The sequence below is a fragment of the Catellatospora sp. NPDC049609 genome (genome assembly GCF_040675365.1).
In the GTDB taxonomy this organism is placed as follows: Bacteria; Actinomycetota; Actinomycetes; order Mycobacteriales; family Micromonosporaceae; genus Catellatospora.
The window spans coordinates 1-21,601 of record NZ_JBFAOU010000097.1; the positions used below are offsets into that span (position 1 = coordinate 1).

The 21,601-nt window shown below is 73.7% G+C and carries 19 protein-coding genes, 1 tRNA gene and 1 pseudogene; 7 read left to right on the forward strand and 14 right to left on the reverse strand.

Features of this window, described 5'->3' with window-relative positions; all coding sequences use genetic code 11:
* Positions 1–55 precede the first annotated feature (55 nt).
* The 3 genes and pseudogenes from rsmA to AB0J67_RS24480 form a co-directional block, all read right to left on the reverse strand.
* Positions 56–808 (reverse strand): annotated as a pseudogene (gene rsmA, locus AB0J67_RS24470) (16S rRNA (adenine(1518)-N(6)/adenine(1519)-N(6))-dimethyltransferase RsmA); the annotation flags it as partial.
* A 44-nt stretch (positions 809–852) separates the two neighbouring features.
* Entirely contained in the window at positions 853–2,181 is a 1,329-nt protein-coding gene (locus tag AB0J67_RS24475) for a cytochrome P450 (protein ID WP_363485765.1), read from the reverse strand.
* 30 nt (positions 2,182–2,211) lie between these two features.
* Complete coding sequence (locus tag AB0J67_RS24480) at positions 2,212–3,066, reverse strand: TatD family hydrolase (RefSeq protein ID WP_363485766.1); 855 nt, start codon at positions 3,064–3,066, stop codon at positions 2,212–2,214.
* Between the two features lie 217 nt (positions 3,067–3,283).
* On the opposite strand from AB0J67_RS24480, the gene AB0J67_RS24485 reads away from it, so the two are divergent.
* Positions 3,284–4,513, forward strand: a complete 1,230-nt coding sequence (locus AB0J67_RS24485; protein ID WP_363485767.1) for a hypothetical protein — start codon at positions 3,284–3,286, stop codon at positions 4,511–4,513.
* Here the strand turns inward: AB0J67_RS24485 and metG are convergent.
* Complete coding sequence (gene metG / locus AB0J67_RS24490; protein WP_363485768.1) at positions 4,510–6,285, reverse strand: methionine--tRNA ligase; 1,776 nt, start codon at positions 6,283–6,285, stop codon at positions 4,510–4,512. The two genes, AB0J67_RS24485 and metG, sit on opposite strands and share 4 nt — an antisense overlap.
* Positions 6,286–6,655: 370 nt before the next feature.
* Here metG and AB0J67_RS24495 point away from each other — a divergent pair, with 370 nt between their 5' ends.
* Complete coding sequence (locus AB0J67_RS24495) at positions 6,656–8,269, forward strand: hypothetical protein (RefSeq protein ID WP_363485769.1); 1,614 nt, start codon at positions 6,656–6,658, stop codon at positions 8,267–8,269.
* A gap of 98 nt (positions 8,270–8,367) precedes the next feature.
* On the opposite strand, the gene rsmI is transcribed toward AB0J67_RS24495, so the two are convergent.
* Entirely contained in the window at positions 8,368–9,195 is an 828-nt protein-coding gene (gene rsmI, locus AB0J67_RS24500; RefSeq protein WP_363485770.1) for a 16S rRNA (cytidine(1402)-2'-O)-methyltransferase, read from the reverse strand.
* Between the two features lie 84 nt (positions 9,196–9,279).
* On the opposite strand from rsmI, the gene AB0J67_RS24505 reads away from it, so the two are divergent.
* Positions 9,280–10,806, forward strand: a complete 1,527-nt coding sequence (locus AB0J67_RS24505) for a phospholipid carrier-dependent glycosyltransferase (protein WP_363485771.1) — start codon at positions 9,280–9,282, stop codon at positions 10,804–10,806.
* Between the two features lie 134 nt (positions 10,807–10,940).
* Here the strand turns inward: AB0J67_RS24505 and AB0J67_RS24510 are convergent.
* The 6 genes from AB0J67_RS24510 to AB0J67_RS24535 form a co-directional block, all read right to left on the reverse strand.
* Positions 10,941–11,017 (reverse strand) — tRNA-Ala (locus AB0J67_RS24510).
* A 188-nt stretch (positions 11,018–11,205) separates the two neighbouring features.
* Positions 11,206–12,012, reverse strand: coding sequence for a hypothetical protein (locus tag AB0J67_RS24515; RefSeq protein ID WP_363485772.1), 807 nt, complete (start codon positions 12,010–12,012; stop codon positions 11,206–11,208).
* Positions 12,013–12,200: 188 nt separating this feature from the next.
* Positions 12,201–12,824 carry a GNAT family protein gene (locus tag AB0J67_RS24520; protein ID WP_363485773.1) on the reverse strand — a complete coding sequence of 208 codons (624 nt, stop codon included), beginning with the start codon at positions 12,822–12,824 and terminating at the stop codon, positions 12,201–12,203.
* 138 nt (positions 12,825–12,962) lie between these two features.
* Positions 12,963–14,267: a gephyrin-like molybdotransferase Glp gene (gene glp / locus AB0J67_RS24525; protein ID WP_363485774.1), complete on the reverse strand. Its 1,305-nt coding sequence runs from the start codon at positions 14,265–14,267 to the stop codon at positions 12,963–12,965.
* 1 nt (position 14,268) lies between these two features.
* Positions 14,269–15,240 (reverse strand): UTP--glucose-1-phosphate uridylyltransferase, encoded by a 972-nt coding sequence (locus AB0J67_RS24530; protein WP_363485775.1) that lies wholly within the window; start codon positions 15,238–15,240, stop codon positions 14,269–14,271.
* Positions 15,241–15,249: 9 nt separating this feature from the next.
* A complete protein-coding gene (locus tag AB0J67_RS24535; protein WP_363485776.1) occupies positions 15,250–17,670 on the reverse strand; it encodes a diguanylate cyclase in 2,421 nt (806 codons plus the stop codon).
* Positions 17,671–17,780: 110 nt separating this feature from the next.
* Here AB0J67_RS24535 and AB0J67_RS24540 point away from each other — a divergent pair, with 110 nt between their 5' ends.
* Together AB0J67_RS24540 and AB0J67_RS24545 are read left to right on the forward strand one after the other, a co-directional pair.
* Positions 17,781–18,368 (forward strand): 5-formyltetrahydrofolate cyclo-ligase, encoded by a 588-nt coding sequence (locus tag AB0J67_RS24540; RefSeq protein ID WP_363485777.1) that lies wholly within the window; start codon positions 17,781–17,783, stop codon positions 18,366–18,368.
* A 104-nt stretch (positions 18,369–18,472) separates the two neighbouring features.
* Entirely contained in the window at positions 18,473–18,787 is a 315-nt protein-coding gene (locus tag AB0J67_RS24545) for an FmdB family zinc ribbon protein (RefSeq protein ID WP_363485778.1), read from the forward strand.
* A 73-nt stretch (positions 18,788–18,860) separates the two neighbouring features.
* On the opposite strand, the gene AB0J67_RS24550 is transcribed toward AB0J67_RS24545, so the two are convergent.
* Positions 18,861–19,034, reverse strand: a complete 174-nt coding sequence (locus tag AB0J67_RS24550; RefSeq protein WP_363485779.1) for a hypothetical protein — start codon at positions 19,032–19,034, stop codon at positions 18,861–18,863.
* 62 nt (positions 19,035–19,096) lie between these two features.
* Between AB0J67_RS24550 and AB0J67_RS24555 the strand changes: the two genes are divergently transcribed.
* Positions 19,097–19,384 carry a translation initiation factor 2 gene (locus tag AB0J67_RS24555; RefSeq protein WP_363485780.1) on the forward strand — a complete coding sequence of 96 codons (288 nt, stop codon included), beginning with the start codon at positions 19,097–19,099 and terminating at the stop codon, positions 19,382–19,384.
* Between the two features lies 1 nt (position 19,385).
* On the opposite strand, the gene AB0J67_RS24560 is transcribed toward AB0J67_RS24555, so the two are convergent.
* Entirely contained in the window at positions 19,386–19,871 is a 486-nt protein-coding gene (locus AB0J67_RS24560) for a DUF2231 domain-containing protein (RefSeq protein ID WP_363485781.1), read from the reverse strand.
* A 148-nt stretch (positions 19,872–20,019) separates the two neighbouring features.
* Between AB0J67_RS24560 and AB0J67_RS24565 the strand changes: the two genes are divergently transcribed.
* Positions 20,020–20,466, forward strand: coding sequence for a Fur family transcriptional regulator (locus AB0J67_RS24565; RefSeq protein ID WP_363485782.1), 447 nt, complete (start codon positions 20,020–20,022; stop codon positions 20,464–20,466).
* A 168-nt stretch (positions 20,467–20,634) separates the two neighbouring features.
* Here the strand turns inward: AB0J67_RS24565 and AB0J67_RS24570 are convergent, their stop codons facing one another.
* Positions 20,635–21,486 carry a PD-(D/E)XK nuclease family protein gene (locus AB0J67_RS24570; protein ID WP_363485793.1) on the reverse strand — a complete coding sequence of 284 codons (852 nt, stop codon included), beginning with the start codon at positions 21,484–21,486 and terminating at the stop codon, positions 20,635–20,637.
* Between the last annotated feature and the right edge of the window lie 115 nt (positions 21,487–21,601).

Below are 21,601 nucleotides of genomic sequence, written 5' to 3' on the forward strand. Positions count from 1 at the left end.
TCTAGGATGTGACGGGTTTTGAGACGTGTGCTATGATGTTCTCCTCGGCGGCGGGCGCGCCGCCCGCCCACCCGGCCAGCGCGGCGCGCAGGGTCTTGCGGCGCTGCGCGAACGCCGCGTCCACCACCGCGAACACGTCCTCGCGCGCCACGTCGTCGCGGGGCGGCTCGCGGCGGGTGAAGGAGACCAGGCCGGAGTCGACGTTGGGCACCGGCCAGAACACCGCGGGCGGCACCTTGCCCGCCATCCGCGAGGACGCGTACCAGGCGAGCTTGACCGACGGCACGCCGTAGATCTTGCTGCCGGGCCCGGCGGTGAGCCGGTCGGCGACCTCCTTCTGCACCATGACCAGCCCGTGCCGGATCCCGGGCAGCTCGGCCAGCAGGTGCAGCACCACGGGCACCGCGACGTTGTACGGCAGGTTCGCCACCAGCGCCGTGGGCGCCGGATGGAACTCGGCCGCGGTGACCCGCATGGCGTCGCCATTGTGGACGGTGAGCCGGTCCACCAGAGCCGGTGCGCGCTCGGCGGCGGTGGCGGCGAGCGCGGCGGCCAGCGGCGGGTCGATCTCGACGGCGTGCACGTGCGACACGGCGGGCAGCAGCCCGAGGGTCAGCGAGCCGAGCCCAGGGCCGACCTCGACGGCGACGTCGGCCGGGTCGAGCCCGGCGGCGGCCACGATGCGCCGGATGGTGTTGGGGTCGTGCAGGAAGTTCTGCCCGAACTTCTTGGTCGGCGCGACGCCGAGCCGCGCCGCCAGCTCCCGGATCTCCGCCGGGCCGAGCAGTCTTGCCTGTTCAACGGTCACCCCACCAGGCTATCGGCGACCGTGCACGCGGCGCCCGGTGCCCGCTACGTCCGCGTGTGCACGGTCATGCGCAGGCCACCCTTGGGGCGGATGGTCGCCTGGCCCTGGGGCTGGACGGTCTGGCCGGGGTCGAGGTCCAGCCGCACCCTGGGCACCATGGTGGCCAGCACCAGCGCGATCTCGGCCTCGGCGAAGCGGTTGCCGACGCAGATGCGCGGCCCGTCGCCGAACGGCAGGTACGCCTCGCGCGGGATCTCGGCGCCCTCGGCGAACCGCTCGGGCCGGAACTCCTCCGGCTCCGGCCAGTACGCCGGATCGGTGTGGATCACGTACGGGCTGAAGAAGATGATCTGGCCGGGTTTGACGGTGTAGCCGCCGAGCTGCGTCTCGGCGACCGGGGTCCGGTCGAACAGCCAGCCCGGCGGCCAGCGGCGCAGCGTCTCCTTGACCACCTGGCCGAGGTAGGGCAGCCGGGGCAGGTCGGCCATGGTGGCGGGGCGCTCGCCGAGCACCTCGGCGACCTCGGCGCGCAGCCGGTCGGCAATCTCCGGGTTGCGGGCCAGCTCGTAGCAGGCCCAGGTCAGCGCGGTGGCGCTGGTCTCGTGCCCGGCGAAGAACATGGTCAGCAGCTCGTCGCGGATCTCGGTGTCGGTCAGCGCGGGGCCGCCCTCCGGGTCCTTCGCCGCGATCAGCATGGACAGCAGGTCCCCGCCGTCCCCGCCGCGTTCCCGGCGCAGCCGGATCAGCTCGTACGAGATCCGGTCCATGCGGGTCACGCTGGCCTTGCGCCAGCGGTGCGTCCTCGTCGGCAGCCAGGTCGGCAGCAGGCCGAAGGAGAGCAGGTACGCGTTGAGCGAGTCGACGAAGTCGTGCACCGCGGCGAAGACCTCGTCGCCGTCGTCGTCCACGGTGAACAGCGACTTGCCGACGATACGCAGGGTCAGCTGGGTCATCTCCTCGACCAGCTCCACCCGCCGGCCCTCGGGCCAGGACTCCAGCAGCCGCCGCGACTCGTCGACCATGATGTCGCCGTACCGGGCGATGCGCTGGGTGTGCAGCGTCGGCAGCATGAGGCGGCGGTGCCGGCGGTGCTCGGCGCCCTCGCGGGTGAGCAGGCCGTCGCCGACGTGCCCGGAGATGAGCCGGGCGGTGCGCCACGACTTGGCGAACTCCTGCGGTCGCTTGACCAGCATGTCGTGCACCAGCATCGGGTCGCCGGCGAGCACCATCGACAGTGGACCCATGCGCACCCGGCACACCGGCCCGGCGGTGCGCGCGGCGTGCTGCAGGAAGCCCGGCATGTCACGGTTCATCTCGCGCAGGTGTCCGATCAGGGGCAACCCGGGCGGCGAGGGCATGGTGGCGGTCGTCACAGCGATGAGGCTAGGCGACGGCCGCGACGGTCACCAGGGTCCGAAGATCCGGTCGCCGTTGTCGGAGATCGCGTGGCACATCTCGGCCAGCGGCATGCCCTTCGCCTCGGCCAGCGCCCGCACGGTCAGCGGGATCAGGTAGGACGCGTTGGGGCGGCCCCGGTGCGGCATCGGCGTCAGGTACGGCGCGTCCGTCTCGACCAGGATCTGCTCCGGCGGGGTCAGCGCGGCCGCGGCCCGCAGCTGCGGTGCGTTCTTGAAGGTCACCGTGCCCGCGAAGGAGAGCACGAAGCCGCGGCGTACGCACTCGGCGGCGAACGCCTCGTCACCGGAGAAGCAGTGCATCACCACGGTCTGCGGCGCGCCCTCGTCGTCGAGCACCCGCAGGATGTCGGCGTGCGCGTCGCGGTCGTGGATCACCAGCGGCTTGCCGACCCGCTTGGCCAGCGCGATGTGCGCGCGGAAGCTGCGCTCCTGCGGCTTGAGCCCCTCCTCCTTGGTACGGAAGAAGTCCAGGCCCGTCTCGCCGATGCCGCGCACCCGCGGGTCCGCGGCGAGCGCCGCGATCTCGGCGAGCGCGGCGTCCAGATCGGCCAGTCGCGGCGCCTCGTTGGGGTGCAGCGCGACCGTGGCCACCACGGCGGGGTGCGCGCCGGCGCAGGCCACGCCCCAGCGCGACGACGTCACGTCCACGCCTACCTGCACCAGCCGGTCCACGCCCACCTTGGCCGCGGCCTCGATCTGGGTGGCCGGGTCACCGCCGTCCTCGGCGACGATGTCGAGGTGGGTGTGGCTGTCCAGTACGGGGTGCGGCAGCGGCTCCGGCGCGGGCGGGAACGACTCCCACCGGCGCTGGGCGGCGCGGGCGGCACGGTCTTCGGTCACCCGGACATGATCCCATCCGGCGGACGCCGGAGCGGCGCGGTCCCCGGACGCCGCAACTTCTGTGTTGTCGTCGCAACCCGGAAGTTGCGGGCCGCCGCGCACCCTCCCGGAGACTCCGGGCCTGCCATCAGCCCCGGCCGCGTCGACGGGCTCTCCTGCGGCTCTGTTCAGCCGGTGTTCATCTTCTCTGCACCCGCGCGGACTAGGTTCGGATTCCGTGACGACCATCGATGACACCGACCGCGGCACGGTACTCGTGGACGGCCGCGCCTACCCCGCGGAGGCCGTCGCCGGGGGCGCCGCCTACGAGCTGTTCAGCGAGACCCCCGCGCCCGGGTTCCTGCGCCTGGACAACCCGCACCGCTGGGCGTACCACCGGTTCGTGCCCGCCGCGGAGGTCGCCGCGGGCCACGAGGTCACCGCGTCAACCCCCGAGTCGCCGCTGTGCGCGCCGCTGTCACGTGCCGTCAGCTGGGAGCACGTGCACCGGGCGAGCCAGCGCCCGCCCCGTGACCGGCAGGCCGCAGAGCTGATCGCGACGGTGCGGGCCAGCGCCGTGGTGCGCCGGGGCACCCGCATGGTGATGCCGCTGAGCGCCGACGGGGTCGCCGCGCTGCTGCGCGGGCGGCTGCCGCACGGCTTCTGCTACCGCGAGTGGGACCTCGCGCACCTGCGTACCCCGGCTGAGCTGAGCGTGCTCGGGGCGGGCGGCACCGCCGCGCAGGACCCGGCCGACGAGATCGCGTACGTGCTGCGCTGGCGCGCCGTCGACCCGCGCGACTACCAGCCGTCGACCGGCGACGTGGTGGCCGGTCTGGTGGCGATGCCGCCGCACGACCGGGTCGGCGCGGCGGTGCTGGGCACCGGCTTCGCGCCGAGCAGCAGCGAGCTGATCCCGGAGTGGGTGACCGCGGACTTCGCCGACCTGCCGCTGCCCGCGCACGCGGCCGTGGTGGCGTACGTGCCCGACGGCACCGAAATCGTGCTCTACACCTTCCAGCCCGAGCAGCGGGGCTGGCTGCGCCTGGCCGGCCCGCAGTGGCGGCGGCTGCTGCACCCGCTGCGCGAGATCAGCGCCGACCAGGAGTACCTGCCGGTCCCGCGGACCGACGCGGTGTTCAGCCGCCTGGTCGGCACCTTCCGCGGGGAGGACTACGAGGCCGTCGCCGACCCGCCGGAGGAGTTCCGGGTGCTGGCGATGAGCCGGGCCGCCCGCTACCCGGTGGAGTCGCTGCGCCGGCGCACCCGGTACGCGCACTGGCGCGGCGCACCCTGCACCGTGCTCGGCGCCGACAGCGCCTGGGTGCGGCTGCGGCTGTGCCGCCCCGACCCGCAGAACGTGGCCGCGCTCGGCGCGCAGTGCTACGAGCGGGGCGTCTACGAGGCCTGGGCGCCGGCGACCGAGGTCACCGACGCCCAGGACGTGGATATCCGCTACCCGCTCTAGCCTTCCAGGCGCGCCAGCTCCTCGTCCACGATGGACGGGTCGAGCTTGCGGAACACCGGCGTCGGCGCGCTCAGCGGCGTGCCGGGGGCGATGTCGCGCGGCTCCCACTTCGCCCCGACGGTGTAGTCGCCGGTGAGGATCGGATACGCCGGGCCGCCGTCCAGGTCGGGCACCTCGACGATCTGCGGCATCGGCGCATGCACGCCCTCCCCGCCGAGCAGCGCGTGGATCTTCTGCGCCGCGTGCGGCAGGAACGGCGTCAGCAGCGTGTTGCAGTCGGTCACCGCCTGCAGCGCGGTGTGCAGGATGGTGGCCAGCCGCGGCCGGTCCTCCTCGGCCTTGATCTTCCACGGCGACTGGTCGGAGAGGTACTTGTTGACCTCGCCGACGATCCGCATCGCCTCGTTGATCGCCGCCTTCTGCTTGTGGTTGCCCAGCAGGCCGCCGACCGTCGCGAAGCCGCCGCGCACCGTCTCCAGCAGCGCGGTGTCCTCGGCGGTCAGGTTGCTGGCCATCGGTACGGCGCCGAAGTTCTTCACCGCCATCGCGATGGTGCGGTTGACCAGGTTGCCCCAGCCCGCGACCAGCTCGTCGTTGTTGCGGCGCAGGAACTCCGCCCAGGTGAAGTCGGTGTCGGTGGTCTCCGGCCCGGCCACCGCGATGTAGTAGCGCAGCGCGTCGGCGTCGTAGCGCTCCAGGAAGTCGCGCACGTAGATGACGACCCGGCGCGAGGAGGAGAACTTGCGGCCCTCCATGGTCAGGTACTCGCTGGAGACGACCTCGGTGGGCAGGTTCAGCTCGCCGAGCTCGCCCGGCTTGCCGCCCTTGTCGCCCTTGCCGTCGTAACCGAGCAGCATGGCCGGCCAGATCAGCGAGTGGAAGACGATGTTGTCCTTGCCCATGAAGTAGTACGACCGGCTCTCCGGCGACTGCCACCAGCGGCGCCACGCGTCCGGGTCGCCGGAGCGGCGCGCCCACTCGATCGAGGCGGACAGGTAGCCGATGACCGCGTCGAACCAGACGTAGAAGCGCTTGGTGTCCCAGCCCTCCTTGGGGATCGGCACACCCCAGTCCAGGTCCCGGGTGATCGCGCGCGGGCGCAGGTCGTCGACCAGGTTGCGGGAGAAGCGCAGCACGTTCGGCCGCCAGCCCTCGCGGGTGTCCAGCCACGCACCGAGCGCCTCGGCGAACGCGGACAGGTCCAGGAAGTAGTGCTCCGAGTCGACGAACTGCGGCGTCTCACCGTTGATCTTCGACTTCGGGTTGATCAGGTCGATCGGGTCCAGCTGGTTGCCGCAGTTGTCGCACTGGTCGCCGCGGGCGCTGGTGTAGCCGCAGATCGGGCAGGTGCCCTCGATGTACCGGTCGGGCAGGCCGCGGCCGGTCGACGGGGAGATCGCGGCCTGGGTGGTCTTCGCGATCACGTACCCGTTGTCGAAGAGCGCGGTGAACAGCTCCTGCACCACGGCGTAGTGGTTGCGCGTGGTGGTCCGGGTGAACAGGTCGTACGCCAGGCCGAGGCCGTGCAGGTCCTCGACGATCATGCGGTTGTACTTGTCGACCGCCTCCCGGGGCGTGATGCCCTCGGCGTCGGCCTGCACCTGGATCGGCGTGCCGTGCTCGTCGGTGCCCGAGACCATGAGCACGTCGTGGCCCGCCATGCGCATGTACCGGCTGAAGACGTCGGAGGGCACTCCGAATCCGGAGACATGACCGATGTGGCGCGGGCCGTTGGCGTAAGGCCAGGCGACCGCGGCGAGAACGTGGCTCATAACGAACCAGCGTAGTGAAGCCCGTGGCTGGCCCGCGCACCGGTTGACACCTCGGACGACACGCCCGGCAAATCCGCCTGTCGGGTGTCCGACTGGAGTGAAATGACCAGGTATGAGGGATAACGTCGATAGCCTCGCGCACGATGAACCCGCCCTGCGGATCGGGCCCGAACCGGCCCGCTCCGCACGCGACGACGTCCGTCCCTCGTGGCCGGGCGAGTCGTCCGCGCCGCAGGTCCCACCGCCGCCGCCCGGCCTGGTCGCGCTGACCCCGCCGCCACCGCCACCGCCGCCGCCACCGCCGCCGCCCGTGGCCGCGTCGGCTGGGGAGCACACCGCCGCGGTTCACGCGCGGGTCTCGGAACGGGCCGTGTCCGACCAGGCACAGGCACCGGCTGCGCCTGATGGCACCGAGCAGGCCGAGGAGCCCGGCGTCGCCGTCCAGGCACGGGGCCAGGAGCCCGCTGTCGCCGTCCGGGCGCAGCAGGAGCCCACGGTCGCGGTCCGGGCACAGGTCCAGGAGCCCGCCGTCGCCGGACCCGCGCCGGCCGGGGAGCCGGAGGTCGAGGTCGCCGGGCCGGCCGTCGGGCACGTGAACGCGCCGCCGCCCGGAGAGCGCGCTGCCGAACCGCAGCAGCCACCGCAGCGCCCGCTGGAACCCGAGTACGCCATGGTGGGCGAGATCGTGGCCGCCGCGAACAGGCCCGCGTACACCTCGGGGCGGGTGCACCCGGCCTGGCTCGGCGAACCCACCGGTCGGTTCGACCTCGACCTCCCCGAACCCGCCCACCGCCACGACCGGTACGCCGTGGTAAACCGGCCGTCCGACCCTGACGAGGTCTTCGACCAGTACGCCCTGCCCGCCGAGCCGATCGCGATGCCCCACCCGCCCGCCGCACCGCTCCCGGCCGTGGCGCCGGTCGACGCCGCGTACCAGGGCGGCACCGGCCGGGCGCCCTCCGGTCCCGAGCCTGCCGTGCCCGGCCAACCGGGCGCTGCCCCGGATACCTGGACCGCCCCGGACACCTGGACCGCACCGGGCAGTGGCGCCATGGCTGGTAACGGCGGCGTCCCTGCTGGCGGTTTCCCTGGTAACGGCGGCGTCCCTGGTAGCGGTTTCCCTGGTAGCGGTTTTCCAGGTAGCGGCTTCCCTGACAGCGGCGTCCCTGGTGGCGGCGCCGTTCCCGGCAGCGGGGCCATGCGGGGCGGCGGCGCAGTCCCTGGCACCGGGGGCACCCCTGGCACCGGGACCGTCCCCGGCAGCAGGGCCGTCCCGGGCAGCGGGATCGAGCCGGTGTTCGCCGGTGTGCCGGTGCCGCCGCCCGCCCTGCCGCCCGCGCCGCCAGCGCATCCGCCGGTGTACACGCCGACCGAGACGTTCACCATGCCGGTGCAGGAGGTGTCGCGGGAGCAGTGGCCCGACCCGCGGCTGCACGGCCTGCGCACCCGTACCGAGCCCCGCCCGTCGCGCAAGCCGGGCCGGCCGCCACGCCGGCCCCGCCGGGGGCGGGTGGCGATGCCGCTGCTCATCCTGTTCGCGCTGCTGGCGACGTTCTTCAGCTGGGTGAGCGCGGAGCCGCTATGGCTGGCACTGGGGCATGGCAAGGCGGGCACGCTGACCGTGACCAGCTGTGCGGGCGACGGGCTGCTGCAGCGCTGCGTCGGCGAGTTCGCCACGCCTGCGCAGGACTTCACCGCGGTGTCGGTCAACGTGCTGGGCCCGCCCGGGCAGGCGGAGGGCCTGAGCGCGCCCGCCCGCATGGTCGGCGGCAACAGTCACCGCGCGTACGTCACCAGCGGCACCGCGGGCCTGCACCTGCGCTGGATGGTGGGCCTGTCGATGGTGCTGCTCTGCTCGATCGCCATCGTCTTCGCGACGGGGGCGCTGCGCCTGCCCGCCCGCCGCGAGCGCCTGGCCGCCGTCGGCCTCTCCTTCGCCGGCCCCTTCCTCATCACCATCGGCTTCCTGGCCGCCACCTTCTGACCGCGTGCCTCAAGATCGCGACGATCTTGCGCGAACTGTTAGGGATATGCCCGAAAGGGGCGTGTCGTACCCACAGTTCACGCAAGATCGTCGCGTTTTCAGCGGCGGGTGGCGAGGGTGTAGATGTCGCGTTTGGGGAGGGCGTGGGTTTGGGCGACGGTGGTGGCGGCGTCGCGGCGGGACATGCCGGCGGCGACGTGGGCTTCGATCTCGGCCGTCAGCTGGGCGTCGGTGGGGCGGGGGGTGGGGGCGGCGCCGGCGATGACGAGGGTGAGCTCGCCGCGGAGCTCGGTGAGTTCGGCCAGCTCGGCGAGGGTGGCGCGGCGGACCTCCTCGTAGGTCTTGGTGAGCTCGCGGCACAGGGCGGCGGGGCGGTCGGGGCCGAAGGCGGCCACCAGGTCGGTGAGGGTCTCGGCGATGCGGTGCGTGGACTCGAACAGGACCAGGGTGCGTTCCTCGGTGGCGAGGGCGGCCAGGCGGGCGCGGCGCTCGCCGCCCTTGCGGGGCAGGAAGCCCTCGAAGCAGAAGCGGTCGCAGGGCAGGCCGGACAGGGCCAGGGCGGTGGTGACCGCGCTGGGGCCAGGGGCGCAGGTGACCGGCAGGCCCGCGGCGAGCGCGGCGGCGACGAGGCGGTAGCCGGGGTCGCTGACGCTGGGCATGCCGCCGTCGGTGACCAGGGCGACGCGCTGCCCCTCGCGCATCGCCTCGACCAGGTCGGGGGTACGCCGCTCCTCGTTGCCCTCGAAGTAGGAGACGATCCGGCCGCCGACGGTGACGCCGAGGTCCTTGGCCAGCCGCAGCAGCCGGCGGGTGTCCTCGGCGGCGACGACGTCGGCCTCGGCGAGCACCTGCCGCAGCCGTTCCGACGCGTCCGCCGGGTTGCCCAGCGGGGCTCCGCACAGCACGAGCCCGGCGTCTTCGGCCATCAGTCCCACCTTCGTTTCGTACATTTCCCGCGCACCGTGAACCGAGGCAGCGGATTCCGAGTTTTTCAGCCTACGATCCCTACCGTGACCGAGACGGCGACGGCGCCCCAGCAGGCGCCCACCACTTCCGAGCCGCACGTGCTCAGCGTCGTGCGGCGGCGCCTGCTGCCCCTTGAGCAGCGGTTGGACCCGTACGCGTGGCTGGCGGCGCTGGCGGTCACCTTCCTCGCGGGCGTGCTGCGCATGTACAACCTGGCGCGACCGCCCGGCAAGATCTTCGATGAGACCTACTACGCCACCGACGCCCACTGGCTGTGGGAGAAGGGGTTCGAGTGGGACGAGAAGAACAACACCGCCGGCTACGTGGTGCACCCGCCGCTCGGCAAGTGGATCATCGGGCTGGGTGAGCAGGTCCTCGGCTACCACGAGGCCGGCTGGCGCCTGGCGGCGGCGGTGTTCGGCACCGTGTCGGTGCTGATGTTCACCCGGATCGCGATGCGGATGTTCGGCTCGGTCGTGCTGGGCTGCGCGGCGGGCATCCTGATGGCGTTCGACGGCATGCACTTCGTGCTGTCGCGCACCGCGCTGCTGGACATCTTCCTGATGTTCTTCCTGCTGGCCGCGTTCGGCGCGCTGGTGCTCGACCGTGACCAGCGCCGGACCCGCTGGCTGCGCTTCGTCGAGGGCGGTGGCGACCCGCAGGCCCGCGGCCGGGCCAGCCGCCCGCCGTTCGCCGTGCCGTGGTGGCGCCTGGCGGCGGCGGCGATGCTGGGCTGCGCGCTGGCGGTGAAGTGGTCGGCGCTGGCGTTCGTGCCGGTGTTCGTGCTGCTGCTGATGTGGTGGGAGGTGGGCGCCCGGCGCAGCGTCGGCGTGCGCCACCCGATCCGCGACACCATCCTCGACGAGGGCGGCTGGCTGCTCGCCTGCATCCCGATCACGCTGGGGGTGTACCTGGCGAGCTGGAGCGGCTGGATCCTCAACGAGGGCGGCTACTACCGCGACTGGTCGGACAACTGGCTGGCCAGCCTGTGGCACTACCACACCGAGGCGTACAACTTCCACGAAGGCCTCAGCTCGGAGCACACCTACCAGTCGGCGGGGCACTGGGCGCCGATCCAGTGGCTGCTGCTGGGCCGCCCGGTGGCGTTCTACTGGTCCGGGGACCCGGGCTGCGGCGTGGAGCAGTGCGCCGCGGAGGTGCTGCTGCTGGGCACGCCGCTGCTGTGGTGGAGCTTCCTGCCCGCGCTGGGCCTGACGATCTGGTTCGGCATCGCCCGCCGCGACTGGCGCGCCGGCGCGATCCTGGCCATGACGGCGTTCGCGCTGGTGCCGTGGTTCTTCTTCCCGAACCGCACGATGTTCTACTTCTACGCCCTGCCGGCCGAGCCGTTCCTGATCCTGGCCGTGGTGTTCGTGTTCGGCGCGCTCATGACCTCCCCGCCGGGCCGCCCGCCGAACGAGAACCGGCAGCTGTACGGCGCGGTCGCGCTGGGCGCGTACGTGCTGCTCGTCGTGATCATGTTCGCGCTGTTCTACCCGATCTACGTCGGCGAGTCGATCCCGTACGTCGACTGGAACCGGCGCATGATCCTCGGCAACCTCTGGATCTGACCGGCAACCGCTCTGAGAGGGCCCGTGGCGCGCGCCGCGGGCCTTCTCGGTGTCCGGGTGCCGAACGGGGTCCCCGGGCCCGCTGGGGCGCACGGAAAAGGCCGCCTCCCTCGCGGGAAGCGGCCTTATGACTCTGGTGGAGACGAGGGGATTCGAACCCCTGACCCCCTCGATGCGAACGAGGTGCGCTACCGGGCTGCGCCACGTCCCCGAGTCGGTCCGCCGTAACGGACCGGCCAAGGTTAGCAGGTCCACCGCGCGATCGCGAATCACTACCCCCTGCGTCGTGGGTCACGTCGCGGATGCCCCGTGGAGATCGGTGTTTCCGGTCGAGAAGTTCAGTGGGACCGCACTTCGGGACCGGAAACACCGATCTCCACCGGGCACCGAACCGGGCCGCTACGCGGCGGGCCCGGCGTGGTAGGGCTTGCCGCGTACGCCGCCCTGGCGGCCGCGGTAGGAGATGGTGGCCACGCGCGGCGGCGGGGGCGCCGCGGCCTCCAGGGAGTCGGCCTCGGCCTGCAGCGCGGCCAGCCGCTCCTGGGCCCGCAGCAGCTCCTCCTGGAGCAGCCGGGCGGCCTCGCGGCGGGCCTCGGCGCGGCGGCGCTGGGCCAGCCGCACCTGCGCCTGCTGCTCGGCCAGCCAGTGCGCCTGCCGCTCCTCGGCCCGGCGCCGGCGGGCCGTACGCAGCGCCTGGCCGCGCAGGTGGGCGACGTACAGCAGCAGGGCCGAGCCGGTCACCGAGAAGCTGATCAGGAAGCCGGGGCTGACCAGCACCACGCCGGCCAGCTGGACCAGGTTCAGCAGCGCCAGCCCCGCGAGCAGCCGGCGGCGGCGGTACACGGCGGGCCGGTGCCTGCGGCGGGGCTTCGGCCGGACGCGCTCGCCGTGGCCGACCAGGCGCAGCGGCGTACGCGACGGGCCGTGCCCGGACGGCGGCGCGGCCTCGTCGCCGGGGCGCCGGCCGGTCTGCCGGTCGGGTGGCGCGGACACGGGAGCGGTGCACAGGGCCCGCGGCGGCCGGATGGGACGGCGGCCGGGCACAGTGCGAAGGCGGCGCCGGCGCGACAGCACCCGCGCGGTCGAGATCGCCCGCTCCGCCACCAGCCGCTCGGTGGCGTCGTACCGGCGCACCAGCGCCGGGGCGAGAGCGAGCAGGCCCGCAGCGGCGAGGACGGCGAGGAGCACCGAGGTCGGCACCCTCACCCCTCCCTCCGCCAGTGGCTCCTCCCGCTGGTCCGCCTGGAACGGCGGACCGGCGAGGACTCCCCACCGGCGTCACCCTAGGTGCGGTGACCAGACCATCGATCGGTCACCGTAAGACTCAGTAAGGGGAGCCTACGGTCGTGATCACCGGATCGGGTAGCGCCACACCGGTGAAGGTGAGGTTCGATTCAGCCGCGCGCCCTGCGCCAGCGGGCCGTCAGGCCGCCCTCCTTGGCGACATCCTCCCAGGTGAGGGCATATCCGATGTGGTCGCGCCAGGCGCCGTCGATGAACATGTAGTGCGGGTGGTAGCCCTCCTCGCGGAAGCCGAGCTTCTCCACCACCCGCCGGCTCGGCTTGTTCTCCGGCCGGATGTTGACCTCCACCCGGTGCAGCCGCCCGGGCCCGAACGCGTGGTCGACGACGAGCGCGAGCGCCGTGGGCATGATGCCGCGCCCGGCCACCCGCGAGTCGATCCAGTAGCCGCAGTACGCCGACGAGAACGCCCGGCGCACGATGCTGCCCAGGTTGATGTGCCCGACGAAGCGCTCGCGGCCCTGCTCGCGTACGCAGATCGCGAAGGGCATCGACTCGCCGTCGCGGGCCGCGCGGCGCATCGCCCGGCGGATCATGTGGAACGCACCGGTGGAGTTCAGCTCGGCCCACGGCGCGGGCGGCGTCGCCTCCCACTGCCGCAGCCAGGCCTCGTTGAAGTTGCGCACCTCGACCCACTGCGCGGCGTCCCCCCGCCGGTACGGCCGCAGCACGATGTCCCCGTCGGTGAGAACCGCCGGGTAACCCACCACATTCATGCCTTCTCCTCGCTGCGCTCGTCGGCAGCATGAGAAAACGTCAAACCCAGTTCGCTCGCAAGCTCGCTCATGCCTTCTCCTCGCTGCGCTCGTCGGCAGCATGAGAAAACGTCAAACCCAGTTCGCTCGCAAGCTCGCTCACCGTCGACGGTCCAGCAGCAGGACATCCACGGTGGACCCCGCCGCCGCGCTGGTGACGCGCTCACCCAGCACCAGGAGTCCGTTCGCCTCGGCCATACCGGCTAGCGTACGGGCTCCGCCCGGCAGCGGCTGCACGGTGTATCCGCCGCCGCGGCGCTCGGCGACCAGGGCCGGGCGGAACTCGCGCAGCCCGCCCGGGGAGGCGACGGTCTCCAGCAGGTGGCCCCGGACCGAGGGGCGGAACACCGGCTCGGCCCCGGCCAGCACCTGGATGACCGGCCGGGCCAGCACCTCGAAGCCGATCAGGGCGGCGCCGGGCTCGCCCGGCAGGCACACGATCGGCACCTCCTCGGTGCTGCCGACGGTGCCGAAGCCCAGCGTGCCGCAGGGGTAGAGGGATACGTCGGTGAAGCTGACCATGCCGGCCCGGCTGCCGTCGCGCCGGGACAGGATGCGGCGCACCATGTCCCCCGGGCCGGTGCCGGACCCGCCGGTGGTGATGATGAGGTCGGCCCGCAGCGTCTGGTCCTCCAGCAGCGCCCGCAGCGCCTCCGGGTCGTCGTCGCAGATCCCGACGCGGTACGCGTGCGCGCCCGCCTCCGCGGTGGCCGCGGTCAGCGCGTGCGAGTTGACGTCGACGACCTGGCCGGGCTGCGACACCCGGCCCGCCTCGACCAGCTCGTCGCCGGTGGAGACGATGACCACGCGCGGGCTGGGCCGCACCACGACGTGCCCGATGCCGCTCGCGGCGAGCGCGCCGACCAGGGCCGGGGTCACCGCGGTGCCCGCGCGGGCGAGCACCGCGCCCTCGGCCATGATCTCGCCGGCGCGGCGCACCCCGAAGCCGCGCTTGGCGGCGCGGTGCACCTCGACCGAGGCCATGCCCTGGTCGGTCCACTGGATGGGCACCACCACGTCCGCGGCCAGCGGCAGCGCCGCCCCGGCGGCGACGGAGAAGCAGGTGCCGGGCGTGAGCCGGGCGGGCCGCCAGCTGGACGCGGCGAGGTCGCCCACCACGTTCAGCCGGGCGGGCCGCCCGGCGGCGGCCGCGGCGATGTCCTCCGAGCGGGCGGCGTACCCGTCGATCGCGGCCTGGTCGAAGGCCGGGTACGGGTGCGCCGCCACGACGTTGTCGGCGAGCACATTGCCGTGCGCCTGGGTCAGGTCCAGATCCAACGCCGGCAGCGCCCGCAGCCTGCGCAGCACACTGCCCAGGTAGTCGGCGAGCGGCGTCAGCTCGCCCTCGGCCGCGGCCGGGTCGAGCTGGACGGGGTCCGGGGTGGACCTGACCGTGGCGGTCATGTCAGGAGGCCTTCCCCGCATTGCGGTCGAGGCCGGCGACGAAGGACCGGAGCCACTCGGTGAACGCCGCGCCGAGGTCGTCGCGCTCGCTGGCGAGCTGCACGACGGCCTGCAGATAGCCCAGCGGCATGCCGGTGTCGTAGCGGTGCCCCCGGTAGATGATGCCGTGCACCGGGGTGCCCTCGGCCAGCAGCAGCGCCATCGCGTCGGTCAGCTGGATCTCGCCGCCGCTGCCCGGCTTGGTGCGCCGGATCGCGTCGAAGATCGTGCCGGGCAGCACGTACCGGCCGACGACGGCCAGGTTGCTCGGAGCCTCCTCGACCGAGGGCTTCTCGACCAGGCCGGTGACCCGCACGACGTTCTCCACGTCGGACAGCTCCGGCTCGGCGTCGGCGATGGACGCGATGCCGTACCGGTTGACCTGGTCGTCCGGGATCTCGATGAAGGCGAGCACGATGCCGCCGGTGCGCGACTGCAGGTCCAGCATCTGCGGCAGCAGCGGCTGCGACTCCTCGGTGAACTCGTCGCCCAGCAGCACGGCGAACGGCGCGTCGCCCACGTGCGACTCGGCGTACGAGACCGCGTGGCCCAGGCCCAGCGGCTCGCCCTGACGGCAGGTGTAGATCTCGGCCAGCTCCGAGGTGCCCCGAACGGCGGCCAGGCGCTCCATGTCGCCCTTGGCCTCCAGCCGCGCCTCCAGGTACGGCTGGCGGTCGAAGTGGTCGACCATGCTGGTCTTGCCGCGGCCGGTGATCAGGAGGACGTCCTGGATCCCGGACCGGGAGGCTTCCTCCACGATGTACTGCAGGACCGGTCGGTCGACGACCGGCAGCAGCTCCTTCGGCACCGCCTTGGTGGCCGGGAGGAACCGGGTCGCCAGACCCGCCGCGGGGATGACGGCCTTGGTGGCTCGCGGACCGTGGGTGACCACGTGCGCGGGCTGAGGCTCTGCGCTGGGGGTGTGCTCCGACATGTCGCGAGACTAACGGCCCCGAGCCTGTCTAGGGGCCTGTGGGCTGCTCGACGCGCCGCCGGAAGCGCAGAGCAGTCCGCCCGGCGCGGCGACCTGGAACGTGTCGCGGCCTGCGGCCTTGGCCGCGTACAGGGCCTCGTCGGCCGCCTGGAGCACGCCCGCGCCCTGCTGTCCATGATCTGGCAGCACGGCCAGTCCGATCGAGACGGTGACATGGACGAAGATGTCCGGCCCGCCGTCGCGCGACGGCACCACGATCGGCTCGCGGCGCACCGCGTCGCACAGCCGCTCGGCGACGGCGATGCCGCCCACCTCGTCGGTCTCCGGCAGCAGCACCACGAACTCCTCGCCGCCGTGCCGGAAGGCCACGTCGACCTCGCGGATCTCGTACCGGATGCGCTGGGCGAACTCGGCGAGCACCGCGTCGCCCGCGGCGTGGCCGTAGGTGTCGTTGATCTCCTTGAACCGGTCGAGGTCCAGTGCGAGCACGCACAGCCGCCGGCCGAACCGGGCCGCCCGCTCGGACTCCCGGCGCAGCGAGTCGCGCAGCGACCGGTAGTTGAACAGGCCGGTCAGCGGGTCGGTGACGGACAGCCGCTGGGCCTCCTCGTGTACGCGTACGTTGTCGACCGCGACCGCGGCCTGCCCGGCGAAGGTGCGCAGGGTGACCAGATCGGAGTCGTCGAACTCGTCGCGGCCCAGCCGGTCGTAGAGGGCCAGCACGCCGCGCGCCGCGGGCAGCGCCCCCGGCTGCGGGAACGCGCCCGCCTCGGTGATGCTCGGCGCCGAGAACGGCACGACCATGTACGTGCGGCAGTCCGGCTCGCCCGGGTCCAGCCGCGGCCCGTCGCGCTCGACCCGGCCGCTGCGCGGCACGCCGGTGGCCGCGACCGAGCCGGTCAGGCCCAGCCCGTACGGCACGCGCAGGGTGCCCCGCTCGCCGGTGGTCCACTGCTCGCCCAGGCCCTCGGTGCACTGGCCGACCAGCGCGCCGGTGGCCGGGTCGGCCAGCAGCACCACGCCCGCCGACGCGCCGGTGGCGTGCCGGGCGGTCTGCAGGATGACGCGCAGGATCCGGTCGAGGTCGTGCGTGCTGGACAGGGTGTCGCCGAGCACGCCCAGGTGGCCGCGCAGCTGGTCGCGGCTCGCGGTCAGCGCCGCGACGTAGGTGTGCAGCTCGCGGGTCATGTGGTTGAACGCGGTGGCGAGGCGTCCGATCTCGTCGTTGCCGCGCACCGGCACCCGCGCGTCCAGGTCGCCCCCGGCGACGCGGTCGGCGGCCAGCGCCAGCTCGACGACGGGCTCGGTCGCGGTGCGCGCGAGCCACCACGCCACGGTGACCGCCACCGCCGCGGTGGCCAGCACGACGAGGGTGAGCAGCATGTAGAGGCCGGTCGGCGGGCGCGCGGGCAGCGACACGGCCAGCGGCAGCGGCTCGCCGGGGATCGGCCCGAGCCGGGCGACCAGGTGGCCGTTGTCGGCGGCGCCGGTCGCGCCCTCGCCCAGCTTGCCGGCGTACCCGCTGATGGTGGCGGCGTCGGTGCCCAGCATCGTGGTGTGCACCGGCCCGGCGGCGGCCGCCTGGTCGGGGGCCGGGTCGAGCGGGACGGTGAGCGGGCCGGAGCCGTCGTCGGGCTCGTCGGCCGCGGCGGGCTCGCCGAGCGGCTGCCCCGGGCCGTCTGCGGTCGGGTCGACCGCCCCGCCGGGCACCGCACCACCCGCGGCGGCACCACCCGCGGCGGCCCCGCTGAGCTCGCCCGCGGCGGCCGCGGCCAGCTCCCCGGCCGCACCGCCGATCGCCCCGCCGACCCCGTCCTGCGCGGCCTGGTCGGCGAGGTCGTCCTCGGGCAGGTCGGCGAGGTCGGGTTCGGGCGCGGCGACCGTGGACCCGGCCGGCAGGCCGGCGCCGGGCAGCAGGGTCAGCTGCGCGCCGGCGGCCTGGGCCAGCCGCCGGATGAGGTCGCCGTCGACGGCGATCGCGGCGGAGACGGTGCCGGTCGGCTCGCCGCCGGGTCCGGCCAGCGGCACCCGGGCCGACAGCGCCTCGAACCCGGCGACCGCGTCCGGGGCGACCTGCGGGTCGGGCCCGGCGCAGTCGGCCCACGGCGGGGCCGGCGCCTGGGCGGTGGTGGCGCCGCCGACACCCGTGTCGATGTGTACGCCGCCCGCGAGCCCGGCGGCGACCATCCGCTCGGCGGTGGCCAGGCGCTGGTCGGCAGGTGCGGCGGCGACGCCCTCGGCGACGGCGCGCAGCTGGCCGCAGAGCGCCCCGACCGAGGTGCGCACCGAGCCCGCGGCCACGGTGAGCCGCTCGGTCGCCCGCTCGTGGGACAGCTTGCTGACCATGGTGCCGACGAAGAAGGCGCCGATCAGGACGGGACTGAGGACGACCGCCAGGAAGGCGGTGGTGAGCCGTGCGCGCAGTGTCACACTTTCCCCCTCGGCGGCGGTGAAGTCACCGGAGTCAACGGCCGACGCCGCGCCAGGATGCGACGGATGTACAACCTGAGGACGTTATGAGTGAATATTCCGCTTCTTCGGTGTCCGCCGCCGCGACGAAGCGTGAGGTACGCGGGCCGCTGCTCGCCGCGCGCCGCGCGATGACCCCGCAGGCCGTCGCCGCGGCCGCCGACGCGCTCGCGGCCGGGCTGGCGGCGCTGGTCCCGCCGGACGCGGCCTGGACCGTATGCGCGTACGTGCCGATGGCGGGCGAGCCCGGCGGGCCCGGCCTGCCCGACCGGCTGGCCGCCCTGCCCGGTGTGGCCCGGGTGCTGCTGCCCGTGCTGCGGTCCGATCGCGATCTGGACTGGGCCGCGTACACCGGCCGCGGCTCGCTGGTCCCGGCCACGCTCGGGCTGCTCGAACCGGCCGGTCCGCGACTGGGCGTGACCGGGATCACTCAGGCCGATCTCGTGCTCGTGCCGGCGCTCGCCGTCGACCGGCGCGGCGTGCGCCTGGGCCGGGGCGGCGGCAGCTACGACCGCGCGCTGAGCCGGATCCGGCCCGGGACAGCGGTGATCGCACTGCTCCACGACGGGGAAGTGCTGGACCGGGTGCCCGCCGAGCCGCACGACCGGCGGGTGTCCGCTGCGCTCACGCCGTCCGGCCTGGTGCGCATTCCCGGCTGACCACGACAGTGGGGTCGGCGACAGGCACTTGGCTTCCCGGCGGGGCGTCAGGCACTATTAGCACTCGGGATACCGGAGTGCCAGCAATGATCATGGAGGGGAACGTGCCCACCTACCAGTACGCCTGCACCGCCTGCGGTCACCAGCTGGAGGCCGTGCAGTCGTTCGCGGACGAGCCGCTGACCGAGTGCCCGACCTGCGAGGGCACCCTGCGCAAGCTGTTCTCCTCGGTCGGCGTGGTGTTCAAGGGCTCCGGCTTCTACCGCACCGACTCGCGCGGCAGCGGCTCCGCCTCGACCGCCCCGGCGACCTCGTCGTCGAGCAGCGGCGCGTCCACCAGCGGCGGTTCGTCGACCAGCACGCCGTCGACCAGCAGCAGCAGCAGCTCGTCGAGCAGCACCACGAGCGCCGCCGCCTGATTTCGGCGTGGATTGTCCGCTTCGGCGCTATAGTACGGCGATGTCCAGGCTCCGCCGTCGCCGTAGCGGGTGATCAGTCCCAGTGCGGGGGACGCTCGTCCATCAACCGGTCGTCGTTGCTCCACGACCGCTCTCCCCAGCCCCGGTCCGTGTCCTCACGGGTCTGCTCGGGCAGGACGGGCGCGTCGTCCTCGAGCTCGACGGCGCGGTCGTCGTCGCGACCGCCGGTGAAGGCCTCACTGCTCACCACCGCAGCATAGGACCCGCGCACCCGGCTCCCGCCGCGCACCGGCCCGCCCGGGCGGCGCGATGAGCCGGCCCGGTGACGAGCAGTGGCGCCGCCCCGACCCCGACGCCGGCGAGTCCGACGCCGCACGCGCGGCCCAGGCCTACCCGGGGCCGCCCCAGCAGATCCCGCCGCCGCCCGGCTGGCACCCCGAGGTCGAGCGCCGCACCACGCCGCCGCGCCGGCTGCCGGAGGTCGACCACGACGCGCTGGACCTCGCCGAGGACCGCGCGGACCGGTTCACCAACCTGCTCGGCATCGTGGCCGGCGTCGTGCTGATCCTGGTCGCGTGCATCCAGTGGCGGACCTGACTCAGATCGTGCCCCACACCGCCTGGGCGCCGCTGTCCCCGGTCAGGAAGATGTAGTAGCCGGCCGCGACCGCCGCGGCGATCGTCAGCGCGGACAGGCCGTAGATCAGCGCCTTCGACCCGCTCGTGTCGGGCTTCTTCGCCGCCGACGTGCTGACCAGCACCAGCGCGATCGCGAACCCGCCGAGCAGGATGCCCGCCCACGCGGCCGCGTCGCCGTGGTCCTTGTGCAGGTCCACCTGGCTGAGGATCTGCGGCGGGTATCCCTTGTCGACCAGCGTCTGGAACAGCCGCTCGCCGCTCAGCTTGGCGAACCACAGCGCCGCCGGGGCGGCCACGCCGAGCGCCAGCACGACCCAGCCCAGGTGCCTACGGAGCGTCGGCACCAGTGCGTAGAGCACCGACGCCACGATCAGCAGCGGCCCGAAGACCACGCCGAAGTGGACCAGCAGCGGATGAGCCGGCAGGCCGAACATCTCCCCGAACACGGTGCCTCCACGTTGATCGCCGGACGCGGGTCAGGCTGAGCCTAGACCTGCCCCGCGTCGATGGGATAGGGGGCAATACCGAGTGTCGCCGACCACGTATATCGCTCCTTTTCTTGAACAGATCCAGGTCACCTGCTGAAATGGGTTCATGTACGGCGACGACGGGCCTCAGGCCCTCCTCCGCGCGCGGGGCCTGCGGGTGACCCGGCCGCGCCTCGCCGTGCTCGACATCCTCGGCCAGGGCGGGCACCTCGAGGTCGAGGAGATCACCCGCCAGGCCCGGGAGCGGCTCGACTCGGTCTCCACCCAGGCCGTGTACGACGTGCTCGGCGCGCTCGCCCGAGCCGGGCTGGCCCGGCGCATCGAGCCGGCCGGATCACCGGCCCGCTACGAGGCCCGCAGCGGCGACAACCACCACCACATCGTCTGCCGCGGCTGCGGCGAGATCGCCGACGTGGACTGCGCCACCGGCGCCGCGCCGTGCCTCGACCCGAGCCAGACCCATGGCTTCACCCTCGACGAGGCCGAGGTGACCTACTGGGGCCTGTGCCCCACCTGCCAGCGCCTCGCCGCCGACGACCGCACCACCACCTGACCCACCGCCCCACCTGACGCCGCCCCGCCGCCACGGCCGGGCCCGCGCCCGCGCCCGCGTCCGCGTCCGCCAAGATCGCCCGACTTGCCTGGCACCTGTGCGTATCTTGAGCCCGCTTTCGCCCAGGTGCCTGGCAAGTCGGATGATCTTCGTGGGGGCGGGGTCCGGTCACGGCGTCGTGGTGGAGTGGGTGTCCTGCTGGTGGGGCACCGGCGGGATCGGTTCGATCGCGGCCCACGGCTCGCGGGTCGGCGCGTCGGCGCCCGCGGGGCAGACCTTGCGGTAGTCGCACCAGCTGCACAGGCTGCCCGGCCTCGTCGGGAACGCCTCGTCGGCGGGCACGCCCTCGTCCAGCGCCCGCTCGGCCGCGATGATGTCGCGCGCGGTGTCCTCGGCCCGGGACACGTGCCGCGCGATCGACTCCGGCGTGTGCTCGTGCGCGGCGACCGTGCCGGTCGGCAGGTGGTGCAGCTCCACGGTGCGGCAGGGCCGCCGGAAGACCCGCTCCGCGGCGAACGCGTACAGCGCGAGCGCCAGCGAGCCGCGGGCGTCGTCGGCGTCGAGCCCGGTGCGGCCGGTCTTGTAGTCCACGATCACCGCCTCGCCGTCGCGCGCGTCGATGCGGTCGGCCCGGCCGCTCAGCGCCAGCACCGTGGTCTTCGCCGCGACGGTGCGCTCCACGCCCAGCGGCTGCAGCTCGGGGTCGAGTCCGGCGACGTAAGACTCCAGCCAGCCCAGCGCCCGGCCGTACGCGGCACGCTCCTGCTCGTCGTCGCGGTAGCCCTCGCGCACCCAGGTCGCCTTGAGCAGCCGGGGCAGCGCCTCCGGGCCGCGGCGCTCGGCGGGCACGTCCCACCAGTTGCGCAGCGCGGTGTGCACGCTCGCGCCCAGGGAGTTGTGCGCCCAGGCGGGACCCTTCGGCGGCGCGGGCCGGTCGACGTAGCCGTACCGGTAGCGGCGGGGGCAGTCGGCGAACGACGACAGCTTGCTCGGGGTGCAGACGAACAGCCGTTCCGGCATCAGGTCGAAGCCGAGCTGCTCGGGGACGTCCTGGCCGCGGCCCGTCCGGCGGCCCGAGGGGGTGGGGGTTCGGCTCACCTGGTCGATCCTCCCAGTTCGGTGCGACACTGGCGAG